At 67.7% G+C, this 11932-nt stretch carries 13 protein-coding genes; 4 read left to right on the forward strand and 9 right to left on the reverse strand.

What is annotated here, in order from left to right; all coding sequences use genetic code 11:
* Window positions 1-15 precede the first annotated feature (15 nt).
* On the forward strand, window positions 16-738 hold the full coding sequence (locus Q9R39_RS09135) for an aspartate/glutamate racemase family protein (RefSeq protein ID WP_058251646.1): 723 nt from the start codon (window positions 16-18) through the stop codon (window positions 736-738).
* Here the strand turns inward: Q9R39_RS09135 and Q9R39_RS09140 are convergent.
* On the reverse strand, window positions 735-1343 hold the full coding sequence (locus Q9R39_RS09140; RefSeq protein WP_058251645.1) for a TIGR03086 family metal-binding protein: 609 nt from the start codon (window positions 1341-1343) through the stop codon (window positions 735-737). The two genes, Q9R39_RS09135 and Q9R39_RS09140, sit on opposite strands and share 4 nt — an antisense overlap.
* 101 nt (window positions 1344-1444) lie before the next feature.
* Between Q9R39_RS09140 and Q9R39_RS09145 the strand changes: the two genes are divergently transcribed.
* Window positions 1445-2209 carry an alpha/beta fold hydrolase gene (locus Q9R39_RS09145; RefSeq protein WP_058251644.1) on the forward strand — a complete coding sequence of 255 codons (765 nt, stop codon included), beginning with the start codon at window positions 1445-1447 and terminating at the stop codon, window positions 2207-2209.
* Window positions 2210-2219: 10 nt separating this feature from the next.
* Here Q9R39_RS09145 and Q9R39_RS09150 read toward each other — a convergent pair whose 3' ends face one another.
* Both Q9R39_RS09150 and Q9R39_RS09155 read right to left on the reverse strand, forming a co-directional pair.
* On the reverse strand, window positions 2220-2630 hold the full coding sequence (locus Q9R39_RS09150) for an STAS domain-containing protein (protein ID WP_058251643.1): 411 nt from the start codon (window positions 2628-2630) through the stop codon (window positions 2220-2222).
* Window positions 2631-2717: 87 nt separating this feature from the next.
* Window positions 2718-3173, reverse strand: a complete 456-nt coding sequence (locus Q9R39_RS09155) for a hypothetical protein (protein ID WP_058251642.1) — start codon at window positions 3171-3173, stop codon at window positions 2718-2720.
* A 94-nt stretch (window positions 3174-3267) separates the two neighbouring features.
* On the opposite strand from Q9R39_RS09155, the gene Q9R39_RS09160 reads away from it, so the two are divergent.
* On the forward strand, window positions 3268-3660 hold the full coding sequence (locus tag Q9R39_RS09160; RefSeq protein ID WP_058251692.1) for a helix-turn-helix domain-containing protein: 393 nt from the start codon (window positions 3268-3270) through the stop codon (window positions 3658-3660).
* Window positions 3661-3828: 168 nt separating this feature from the next.
* On the forward strand, window positions 3829-5223 hold the full coding sequence (locus tag Q9R39_RS09165) for an HNH endonuclease (RefSeq protein WP_311277367.1): 1395 nt from the start codon (window positions 3829-3831) through the stop codon (window positions 5221-5223).
* Here Q9R39_RS09165 and Q9R39_RS09170 read toward each other — a convergent pair whose 3' ends face one another.
* From Q9R39_RS09170 to Q9R39_RS09195, 6 genes are all read right to left on the reverse strand, one after another.
* Complete coding sequence (locus Q9R39_RS09170) at window positions 5224-6210, reverse strand: alpha/beta hydrolase (protein ID WP_311277368.1); 987 nt, start codon at window positions 6208-6210, stop codon at window positions 5224-5226. It abuts the gene before it with no gap.
* Window positions 6211-6214: 4 nt separating this feature from the next.
* Window positions 6215-6865 carry an LGFP repeat-containing protein gene (locus Q9R39_RS09175; RefSeq protein ID WP_078113535.1) on the reverse strand — a complete coding sequence of 217 codons (651 nt, stop codon included), beginning with the start codon at window positions 6863-6865 and terminating at the stop codon, window positions 6215-6217.
* Between the two features lie 73 nt (window positions 6866-6938).
* Window positions 6939-7877 (reverse strand): TAXI family TRAP transporter solute-binding subunit, encoded by a 939-nt coding sequence (locus Q9R39_RS09180; protein ID WP_311277369.1) that lies wholly within the window; start codon window positions 7875-7877, stop codon window positions 6939-6941.
* Between the two features lie 9 nt (window positions 7878-7886).
* Window positions 7887-9278, reverse strand: a complete 1392-nt coding sequence (locus Q9R39_RS09185) for an MFS transporter (protein ID WP_058251640.1) — start codon at window positions 9276-9278, stop codon at window positions 7887-7889.
* A 137-nt stretch (window positions 9279-9415) separates the two neighbouring features.
* On the reverse strand, window positions 9416-10831 hold the full coding sequence (locus Q9R39_RS09190) for a HAMP domain-containing sensor histidine kinase (RefSeq protein ID WP_078113537.1): 1416 nt from the start codon (window positions 10829-10831) through the stop codon (window positions 9416-9418).
* A gap of 3 nt (window positions 10832-10834) precedes the next feature.
* Window positions 10835-11497: a response regulator transcription factor gene (locus Q9R39_RS09195; protein ID WP_159370267.1), complete on the reverse strand. Its 663-nt coding sequence runs from the start codon at window positions 11495-11497 to the stop codon at window positions 10835-10837.
* Between the last annotated feature and the right edge of the window lie 435 nt (window positions 11498-11932).

The raw sequence follows: 11932 nt of genomic DNA on the forward strand, positions 1-11932 counted from the left end.
ACAAAGGACATCACCGTGCGCATCCTGGTCGCCAACGTCAACACCACCGTGTCGATGACCGAGGCCATCGCCGACTCGGCCCGCTCGGTCGCCTCCCCGGGGACCGAGATCGTCGGTATCACACCGCGATTCGGCGCCGACTCGTGTGAGGGGAACTTCGAGTCCTACCTCGCCGCGATCGCCGTGATGGACGCGATCCTCGCCTACCCCGAACCGTATGACGCCGTCATCCAGGCCGGTTACGGCGAACACGGTCGAGAGGGACTCCAAGAGCTCCTGGAGGTGCCGGTCGTCGACATCACCGAGGCCGCGGCGTCGACGGCGATGTATCTGGGACACCGGTTCTCGGTGGTGACGACGCTGGACCGAACGGTCCCGCTCATCGAGGACCGGCTCAAGCTCGCCGGCCTCGACCAGCGTTGTGCGTCGGTCCGGGCGTCGGGACTCGGTGTGCTGGAACTGGAATCGGACCCCGAGCGGGCGGTCCGGGCGATCGTCGAGCAGTCCACCCGCGCGGTGGCCGACGACCACGCCGAGGTGATCTGCCTGGGCTGCGGCGGGATGGCCGAGCTCGAGGAACAGGTACGCGAGGCGACTGGGGTGCCGATCGTCGACGGCGTGCGGGCGGCGGTCACGATCGCCGAGGGTCTTGTCCGAATGGGGCTTTCAACCTCGAAGGTCCGGACTTACGCCCCGCCGCGGGAGAAGAAGATCACCGGCTGGCCGTTCAACCGCTAGTCCTGGCGGGTACCGTTCGGCCACCGCGGGTCGCGCCCGGCCAGGCCCGCGAGACGGTCGACGAGCGGTGCGTCATCGGGCACCGCGATCACCGGTCCGAACATGCCGTCGCGTTCTTCCTGCGGTTGCGGCGGATGGTGGAAGTCGAAGACGACCTGGAGGATCTCGTCGGGGATGTCGAATGCGATGTCCGCGGCGCGCGCGACATCCCAGCCGTGCAGGACGAGCTCCGACAGCGCCACCATCCCCATGATCTCGGCCGGCAGGTCGACACCGCCGGCCTGGGTCATGCCGTCCCAGGCGGCGGGGTCGTTCCACGAGTCCGCGAGCTCGCGGACGTGGCGGTGGAGATCATCGCGCCACTCCGATGAGAGTCGGCTCTCCGCCGGGTCCGGCGGCGTCGAGGTCAATGGACCGAAGTCCTTGCGCGCCGCGGCCGCGAACGCCTGCGAGAGTCCATCGACATGGGCGAGCAGCGCGGCAAGTGCCATGTCGGGACACGGGGTCGGACGGTCCAGTTCCGCGTCGGTGATCCGGGCGGTGTAGCCGAGCATGTGATCGGCGGCCTCGGATATCAGACGCGCCTGGGTCGTGTCGGTGGGCATGCGTATCCCTCTCGTCGTCTTTCGAACAGTCACCGGGACCGACTCGCTCGACGCCGATTTCTCATCGGTCGCGCGCATCGATGTCCCCGTATTGTGGTTACGTGACGTCTCCGACACGCGAGTACACGACCATCAGCCATCCGGAACCGAACACCCGTGTGTGGCATGAGATCCAGGGTGACGGGCAGCCGGTCGTGCTGCTGCACGGCGCGTTCTCCGGTGCGTCGTCGTGGGGTGGGCAGGTACCCGCCCTCGTGGACGCGGGTTGGAAGGTGTTCTGTCCCGAGCGCCACGGCCATGGTCACAGCCCGGACGTGACCGACGAGTTCCACTATGCGGACATGGCCGACGAGACGATCGCCTATCTCGACGAGGTGGTGGGTGGTCCAGCCGAGATCGTCGGGTGGAGTGACGGTGCGGTGGTGGGCGTGCTGGTCGCGCTGCGTCGGCCCGATCTGGTCCGGCATCTCGTCTTGATCGGCCAGTACTACAACAGTTCGGGCCGGGCGGTCGGCGGCATCCTCGACGCGCTCGATTCCGCCGACGACGAGCTGATGGAGTTCTTCGCTGCCGACTACGCGTCCGAATCCCCGGACGGGGCAGAGCATTTCCAGGTCGTCTTCGACAAGACGATGGCCATGATCAACTCCGAACCCGAGATCGATCTCGGTGATCTGGCCGCGATCACTGCACCGACGCTGGTCATGCAGGGTGACCGCGACGAGGTGACCCTCGAGCACAGCCGCGACGTCGTCGCCGCCATTCCGGGTGCCCGGCTGGCCGTGATCCCCGGGACGCACCTCATCCCGATCGAGGCCCCGCAGGCCGTGAACGCGATCCTTGTCCAGTTTCTCGGGGCGGAGTGAGCCGGCGCCCTCAGTCCGGGACCATCGCCGAGAACGCGTCGGCCAGGGTGGGGTAGAGGTCGAGAGTGTCATCCAGGCCCGTCAGCCGCAGGGGCCGAGTGATGGCGGGATGCCCGCCGACGACGCCGAACCGGCCGCCGGCCGGGGTGACGGACGCGTGTGCGGCGAGGAGCGCGGCGATGCCGGACGACGCGAGGAAGTCGGTGGCGGTGAGATCGATGATCAGCCCTCGGGGTTGCTCGCTCACTGCTTCCAGAACGGCGGCACCCAACTGCGGGACGGTGAGCAGGTCGATGCTGCCGTGCACAGTCAGGATTATGAGTTGATCGCGCTGCGTCGAGATCACTGCCAGCGCGCGACCTGCCCGGGACGCGTCCTGGTCATCGTCGACGACCACCGGTTCGAAGCTGTCTGCCCTCATGTAGCCCTGCCTCCCTGTTCGCTCGAAGTCGCCCGTCCGTGAGATGGCAGCGCCTCGAGGTCCGCCTGGTGGCGTCGGCAGTTGGCTTCACCGGTGCCTTGGTGTGTCCTCGATATGACGTTCGGCGCCGTCGAAGACGCGGATGGCTGCGTGCCCCTCCCCGAGCACCGCGACATACCCGGCGACAGCTACTGCGCTGATGAGGAGCAGGTACCAGCCGGCAGCGTGATCGAAGGCCAGCAGGTAGAGCGCGGTCAGTGTCGCGGCGCAGATCGCCGCGGCCGGCAGTGCCGGAAGCCATCGTCTGTCTCGCAGGACGAGTATCGCCGCCTGACACTGCACGGCGATCTGCATCAGGGCCAGGAGCGCCCCGGCGCCGGCCATCCCGAGCAACCCCGGCAGTGTTCCGGTGTCGGAGAGGGCCGCAGTCGCGACGGTCGCGAGAATCGCGACCGAGCCGAGGGCTGCTCCGACCGTCGGGGAGGTGAAGCGCGCGAAGTCCTGGTCTACAGAGGTCTCGGGGTTGTCGACGGAAAGGTGCATGACTTCTGTCTAACGCCTGATGCACTTCGGCGGTAGTATGCACAATATTGTCCATATGGACGAGGATGTCCACGCCGACGGCAGGGGTCTGACGATGGAGAACGAGGGCGAGTCCGTTCTGCGCGACCCGGTTCGACGTGCCTACGAGGTGTGCCCCGTCGAGGTGAGCGTCGCCGTGCTCGGCGGTTCCTGGAAGATGACCATCGTCAAGAACCTTCTCGAGGGGCCGTTGCGATACGGCGCCCTCGGGCGGGCAGTCGGTCCGGTCACGCCACGAGTGCTCACCCGCCAGCTACGTGAACTCGAATGCGACGGCATCGTGCAGCGTACGGCCTATCCCGAAGTCCCTCCGAGAGTTGAGTATTCGCTCACCGAACAGGGACGGGCGTTGCGCCCCTTCGTCACCGCCCTCAACGAGTGGGGGAAGACCTACGCGACCGAGGTGATCGAACCCAAGGTCGCGCAGCGGGAGAGTGCGGCGAGCTGAGTCGAGGTCGCCGCAGCCGGCGCAGTGTTCCGCGGAACACTCTCGACCTCGGGTTGAGCTCCGAAAGTTTGTCGGTGCCGGGCGATATCTTGTTGCTGTACATCTCGTTCGGGTCTGGGGGTTGCGGTGGGGGTCAGTGCTTTTCGTTGCGGTGGGGATGTGTCGTCGATGTTCGACGATGCGGATCCGGCGTCGTTGTCTGATGAGGTGCTCGAGGCGCGGGTGCTGGGTTACGCCGCGCAGATCACGGCGCTGACAGCGAACTTCCTTGTACTGGTGGCGGAATTGGATGGGCGGGAGTCGTGGCGGGGGCCGGGGATTCATTCGCTGGCGCACTGGTTGTCGTGGAAGGCCGGCATCGCACCGCGAACGGCGCATGAGCAGTTGAGGGTCGCCAAGGCGATACGGGAATTGCCGGTGATCCGCACGGCGTTTCGCGAAGGTCGGTTGTCGTATTCGAAGGTCCGCGCGTTGACGCGAGTCGCCACGCCGGAGCGTGAGGCGGAGTTGGTGAATCTGGCGTTGTCGACGACGGCGAGTCAGTTGGATCGGGCGGTACGGGCGATGGGCCAGATCGACCGCAACCGTGGCGTCGAAGAGGAAAGCCGGCCACCGGTGGAGTCGACCGGTCGGTGGACGTGGAACGATGACGGGTCGTTGTCGGTGTCGTTGCGGTTGAGTCCGTTGGATGGTGCGCGGTTCCTTGCTGGGTCGGTGCGGGCGGAGTATGAACGCACCCGGACCTGCGATGATCCGGATCTGCCCACTGTGGAGAGTGTTCCGCGGAACACTGAAGCCGGTTCGGCACCTGAGGATTCGGAGGTGGTTCCGTCTCGGCGTCGGGATCTGTGGCGGCAGGTGCCGTCGAATGTGGCGCCGGCGGTGGTGGCGATGGCCGACATGGTGCATGACGGGATTTCGATGCCCGATCTTGCGCCGGGTGCGGAGATCCTGATCCATGCCGGTGAGGGTGTGGAGTCGGCTCATCTCGATGATGGTCCGGCGTTGTCGGAGGCTGAGGTGGCCGAAGCCCGGTGCGGGGCGTCGACGCGGGATGTGGCGAGTCGCCGGGTTCCCGGGCAGCCCGGCAAGCTGGCGTTGTTGGGGGTGGGGCGTCGGAAGCGGGTGCCGAACAAAGCCCTGATCAGGGCGTTGTTCGTGCGGGATCGGTGTTGTCAGGTGCCGGGGTGTGGTCGGACGCGTCATCTGCATGCCCATCATGTGCAGTTGTGGTCGGCGGGTGGGCGGACGGATCCGGACAACCTGATCTTGTTGTGTGGGTCGTGTCATCGGTCGTTGCATCGGGGCGAGTTCTCGATCACCGCGCACGGGAAGCAGCGGTTCACGTTTCAACGCCCGGACGGCACTGAGATCGAGGTGGCGCCACCGACTTCGAGGCCGGGCGGGTGGCGACCCGATCAACGGATCGGGGTAGATGCGACGGTGCCGATCGGTGGGGGTCGGATGGATTTGGGTTACACCACCGAGGTGCTCTATGCGGTGTGGGAATGGAAGCAGCGCAACGAGACTCGCTCAGCACCAGTCGTCCGAGAGGCGGCGTAGCTATTCGTCGCGCAGCTCATCGATGTCGGTCCGCGTGATCTCGGTGAGCCGGTCGAGGATTCGGGTGTAGGACGGGGACTGGCGGTGGACGAGGGAGGTGTGGGTCTCGCCGTCGAACAGGTGCAGCTCGGCCGAGCCGCCGGCGGCGTCAAGGGCGGTCGCGTAGCGGCGGGAGTTGGTCGGATCGACATCGTCGTCGGCCAGTCCGTGGAACAAGGTGACCGGTAGCGCCGGATCGAGGTTGCGGATGGGGTCGACCGAGTCATAGCGCGCGGGGACCTGTCGTGGTGTGCCACCCAGGACATGGGTGATCACCCGGTTGTTGCCGTGGTCGGCGGCGAAACGCATGTCGAGCGGGCCGGAGATGGACACTGCCCGAGAGGGCACGAAGGCCGGACGCGAACCCACCTCGTCGTCGGTGAGGCGATGGCGGGTGCCGCCCCACACGGCCAATTGCGCACCGGCGCTGTGACCGATCACCAACTCGTCATCGATTCGCAACTGGGGGTGGGTCTCTGCCAATTCGGGCACATGGTCGAGTGCTCGAGCCACATCGTGGAAGGTCGTAGGCCACCCTCCGCCGGTGCCCAGACGTCGGTACTCCACGTTGTAGACGGCCAACCCCCGGTCGGCGAGGTCTCTGGCCATCTCGTCGAATTGCTCTGCACCGGCCCGGCTTTCCCAACCGCCACCGTGGATGATCGTCACCAGCGGCAGCGAGTCGTCGTCGCGGGCGCCCGCAGGCAGGTACAGATCGGCCCAGTTCTCGGCGGGGTCGGCATCGTCGGAATCGAGATACTCGACGCGGACGACGTCGAAGGATTCGGTCCCCGCGGGGACCGGGGGAGCCGTCGCGGGTCCGTGCGCAGCCGATGGCGTACCGAAAGACGTTGATGGCGTTGACGACTGCTGGTCCGGCGGAGTCGAGCAACCACCGGCCACGAGCGCGATCACGCTGACAGCCACCGCGACAATCCGACGTCTCATCGCCTCACCGCAAACCGGAGGGCACGATCTTGCCGTTGACCGTGACGGTCACCTCGCCGGTCTCGGTGTTCTCGGAGATCTCGCCGTGCTCGAAGGTGACCACCTCGAGGTCACCGTCGACCGTCACGTCGCTCGTGGGCACACCGAGCGGCCCGGCCGAGCCGTTGGTGCCGAGGAGCAACGGGGTGCCGTCCGGAGCGCGCTCGGTGTTCCAGGCGTCCCGGATCTTGCCGGAGGTGACGATGTACCCAGGCGTTGCGGGGTCGCTGTTCCTCGCGATGATCACGCCACCGCGGAACTGTTGGTAGACAACGCCACTCTCTCGTGTCCCCGCGTTGTGATCGCCGGTCAACGGCTTGCCCAGGGCGGCCCGCTGTGCCTCGGTCGCCGACGCGTACTTCGTTGCGATCGGGCCGGTGAGAGTCACCTCGACATCGTCCTCGCCCATGACCGTGGTCTCGGTGGGCTTCGCATTCTCCACGACAGGAACGGGGCCCGTCGTGTCGCCGGCGGCTGCGGTCGTCGTCGACACCCCGGTCGTTGCGGCTCCGGAGGGTGACTCGTCCGCGTCTGACGTGCCGCAACCGGCGGCGATCAGCGTGGTCACGAACAATCCGGCAACGAACTGGGCGCGGCGGGAAGCCACCAGTTTCATGTGATCCTCTCGACCCTCGACTCGTCGGCCTAGGTGTATCACGGACCGCGACCCGTCGCCGAGCGGCTGCGATTCACCCGTGCCGACGGCGGTACTCGCCCGCGGCACCCGGATGCAGGGGGATGGGTCCGGTGAGGATTAACGACTGCGCGTCGAGGAACTGGCTGCCGATCGCCTGGGCGGGCACGAGGTGTGCGGCCTGGTCGAGCAGCACGTCGACGATGGCCGCGGCGGTGACGTCCGGTACATCCCGTCGGGCGAGAAGGAGATTCGCGATCCCGACGGTGGTGACTGCTGGGTGCCGGCCGTAGATGTCGGCGGGGATGCGTACGGGCTCGTACGCGGGTCCGAACCGCTGTCGTAAGCCCGCGACCACGTCACCGAGGTCGAGCAGGACGATCGGCACGCGCGGGTCGGTGAACGCCGGGGTCGGCAGACCGCCCGCCCACATGACGGCGTCGACCTCTCCGGCGGCGAGGGCGGCGCCGGCGTCGGCCATCGTTTGCCGGACCGGGCGGATGTCGCGGCCGGCGTCGAGGCCGGCTGCGGCGAGTACCCGCTCGGAGAGCCCGGCGGCGCCGGACCCCGGTGCTCCGACACTCACCGACCGCCCGCGCAGGTCGGCGACCGTCGCGATCCCGGACCCGGTGCGGACCGCCACCTGGAAGTAGTTCTCGTACACGCAGCCGAGAGCGGTCAGCTGCGTCCCCGTTCGCTCGATGGCCGTGTCGCTGAGGCTGATCGCGAGTTCGGCGGAACCGTCCGCCAGGGCGTCGAGGTTCTCGGCCGAGCCGCCGGATTGCCGCGGGCGGATCTCCGGCGCGCCGGACCGGTCCGCCGCCGCGGCGAGAAGACCGGCGAACTCCCAGAAGAAGCCACCGGGCTCGCCCGCCGCGAGGCGGACCGGTGCGCCACGCTCTGTTCCGCACGCGGTCAGGAGAAGCAGCGCGCCCAGGCCGGTGGTCCCGCGGAGCAGAGTCCGCCGGTCCACCGGCCCGCGCGCGAACGACATGATGACACCTTAGGCCCGCCGGGCAACGGCCTCTGCGTCGAGGAAGGCCCGCCCCTGCTCGCGATCGAGGGGGGTCTCCGCCTTGTTGCGCAGCACGAAGATGTAGACCATCAGCGACACCGCGATCACGACGGTGACGTAGGCGATGAACCACGGGACATGACCGCCGTTCTTCGCGGCCTGATAGATCAGCGGCGCGGTGCCGCCGAACGCCGAGTTCGCTAGCGCGTAGCCCAGACCCACTCCCAGCGCGCGGACGTGAGAGGGGAAGAGCTCCGCCTTCACGATCGCGTTGATGGAGGTGTAGCCGGTGAGGATGATGTAGCCGATGGCGAGCAGGGTCAACGACGTTGCCACCGAGGTGGTTTGGGGCAGGTAGGTGATCAGGACGTAGGTGTACAGGACACCGCCGACGCCGAAGAAGATGAGGACCGGTTTGCGTCCGACCTTGTCGCTGATCATTCCGCCGATCGGCTGCAACACCATCAGGAAGATCAAACCGATGAGGTTGATCCAGGTCCCGGTGCGACCGTGGTCCTCGTAGGCGGTCTTGACGATGGCCGGTGCGTTGACGCTGTAGGTGTAGAAGGCGATGGTGCCGCCGATGGTGACCAGGAAGCAGACCAGCAGAGGGCGCCAGTAGTTCAGGACGAGTTCGCGAATCGAGCCGGACTCGGAGTCGGCCCCGCTGCGGACGGCCTCCAACTGCTCCGGGGTGAGCGACTCGTCCATGCTGCGGCGCAGCCAGAAGACGACCACCGCGGCCACGCCGCCGATGAGAAACGCTATACGCCAACCGAAGTCGGAGATCTGGTCGGAGTCGAGGAAGCCCTGCATCACCAGCAGGGTGAGCTGCGCCAGCACATGTCCGCCGATGAGCGTGACGTACTGGAACGACGAGAAGAAGCCGCGACGCTCCCGGGTGGCCGCCTCGGACATGTAGGTGGCCGACGCGCCGTACTCGCCACCGGTCGCGAATCCCTGTACCAGTCGACAGAGCACCAGGACGACCGCCGCCCACACGCCGATCGACTCGCGACCCGGTGTCAGCGCGATGACCAATGAGCACGCCGCCATCAACGACACGCTGAACGTCAGCGCCGCCCGGCGGCCCCGGCGGTCCGCGTACCGGCCGAAGAACCAGGAGCCGACCGGCCGCATCAGGAAGGTGACGGCGAAGATGGCGTACACGTAGACGGTCGAGTTCTTGTCGGCCGAGTCGAAGAACTGGCTCTCGAAGTACGTCGCGAAGACGGTGTAGACGTAGACGTCGTACCACTCGACGAGGTTGCCGGAGGACCCGCGCAGGGTGTTGAGCACGGCACGACGCGTCGCCGCGGCCGACGACGTCGGCGGTGCGCTCCGGGCGTTCGCGGGCTGCCGGGTGGGCGAGTCGGTCATCAGGGTCCTCCAGGTCGTCGAACGTGCACCCGACCCGGTCCGGCGTCGGTGCCCCTAAACACTGTGAACGCAGTCACAGGCGGAACGGAAGCCGATCGCCGTTTCCTAACAGTCCCTTAGGACAGGTCGTCCTCGGCCTAGTGGAACGGGACGTCGGAGGCCGGGATCCAGAGGTCCACCCGCAGTCCCGCGGGGCGTCCGGCGGTCACCCTCAGTTCGCCTCCGACTCCTTCGACAAGGGCCGCCGCGATGGCCAATCCGAGTCCGGAGCCGGGCCCGCTGTCGGCCGACGCGCGGAAGAACCGCTCCGTGATGCGTGGCAAGTCGTCGGCCGTCACGCCACGGCCGGTGTCGGCGACCCAGACCCGGATACGCGCTCCCTCGGATCGACAGCCCAGCTCTACGTGGGCACCTTCCCCGGCGTGGTTGACCGCGTTGCTCATCAGGACGTCCGTCGCCCGGATGAGGTCGTCCTCGTCGAGTGCGGCGATCATCGGCCGGGGCGGCGAAGCGATCGACGCCGACATCCCCGCGTCGGCGAGCGCGTCCGCCCAGAAATCGTGGCGCTCGACCAGCACGGCGGCGACGTCGCAGACCCCTGTGGTGGAACCGGCGGGCCGCGACTCGGCGGTGGCGAGGACGAGTAGGTCGTCGACGATGCGGTCGAGCCGGTCGATCTCCACGACGGTCTTCCGATGCGATTCCAGCGAGCGGCCGGTCAATCCGAGGCCGAGGGTGTCGAGGCGAAAGCGGACCGCCGCCAACGGATTACGAAGTGCGTGCGCGGTGTCGGCGACCAGGCGGCGCTGGGCGGCGGTGGCGTTCTCGACGTCGTCCGCCATCGCGTCGAAGATCCGGGCCAGCTCGCGGACCTCCGGTGGGCCGGTGTGGCGTTGACCGGGCGATCCGTCCGGGGTCGTGTCGTTCGCCGACGGGCCGCTGTCGATGATCGAGGCGCGCAGCGAGCGCACCCGTGCCGACAACGCCGTGAGTGGGCGAACCGTCCACCGCGACAACGCAACCGCGATCATCGACCCGATCACGAGCATCGCGAGGGCCCCGGCGGCGATCACGGCCCACGTTCTGACGACATCGCGTTTCGCCGCCGTCGTCGACGCCTCGATGACGACCGCGCCGTCGACCTGGGTGCCCGTGCCGATCGGCATGGCCACGAGTACCGAGTCGGGCGACCAGGGCGTCAGCCCCGACGCGATCCGCGTGCGTTGATTGCGCAATGCCTCGGAGACGGCCTCGGCGACCGCGGGTGACCGGGCTGCGAGGCCGGCCGAGGCGCGCGTCGTGCCGGCTCGATCGACCACCACCACGCCTTCGTCGTAGAGGTCGCGGTAGCGCTCGGCGGCCCGCTGGAGTTCCGTACCCCGCATCTCCGGGTCCCGATCGGCGAGGTCGGCGAAGTAGACCGCGGACGCGGTCCGGCTCTCGGTGAACCGTTGCAGCCGTTCACGACTCGCCGTCGTCGCGAGGGGGACCGCCAGACCCAGGACCACGATCGCCGAATAGACGACGAGCACGAGCAGCACGCGCCGCCACATCGTTCAGGAACCCCAGCGGTAGCCGTACCCGCGGATCGTCTCGATCACGCCGGGCCTGCCGAGCTTCGCCCGGAGCGCGGTCATGTGGACGTCGAGGCTGCGCGAGATGGCGACGTAGGCGTCGCCCCAGATCGCATCCATCAACTGTTCGCGGCTCACGGCCTCACCCCGGCGGGTGACGAGGTGCGCGAGGAGTTCGAACTCCTTGGGAGTGAGGGCGACGTCGGTGCCGGCCACGGTCACCAGTCGCGCGTCGAGATCGACGACGATGTCGCCGGTGGCGATCTGTCGCGCCGCGGGTGCCGGTGCGTCGGCGGTGCGCCGACGGGCGGCCACTTCCAGGCGCGCCATCAACTCGCCGAGGCGCGCCGGTTTCACCACATAGTCGTCGGCACCCCCGCGGAGCGCCCGCACCACCGACCGCTCGTCCTGCCGCGCGGTGAGCACCACGACCGGCATCTCACTCACCGCCCGCAATCGGCGCAGCACGGTCAGCCCGTCCTCGTCAGGCAATCCCAGGTCCAGCAGTGCGAGGTCGAATTCCCGGTGACCGAGGAGGAGATCGGCACCGCGGCGCATCCGACGAGGTTCGTGGCCGACCTCGTTCAGGGCGTCGACGAGTGCGTCACCGACCCCGTCGTCGTCTTCCACCACCGCGATACGCATCGCTTCCACGGTACGACAGGAACGGGAGCGTGACGGTGGACGCGCACACCACGTGCACACAGATCCAGACCAGACAATTTATCGAGATGAGGCGAGGTGTGGAGTCAAAGGGGGACGGCTTCGGGGTTTCTACCGCGCCGCCGCGATGGTCTCCTTCTAGGTTTTCGGTCGACGGCGCCACTGGGGATGGCGCGACGAAGCGCTCGGACCGTTCTTGGTTATGGCGCCACCGGACCGGAATGTCTACTGACGAGGATCGCTCAGCCTCCCGATCCCGATCCCGATCCCGATCCCGACAGACGTTGGTCGTCGGTCGGGTGTCGAGACTCATTGTGTAGGAGACCGAGTCGAACTGAGAACAGAATCCCACCATCGTTGATTGGTCGACCGCGCGGTGTCCTACGAGTACGTCCAGTTGGGTGGCATTAGCTGTCC

Origin of the sequence: Gordonia sp. AC31 (assembly GCF_031844505.1) — a bacterium.
GTDB lineage: Bacteria > Actinomycetota > Actinomycetes > Mycobacteriales > Mycobacteriaceae > Gordonia > Gordonia hongkongensis.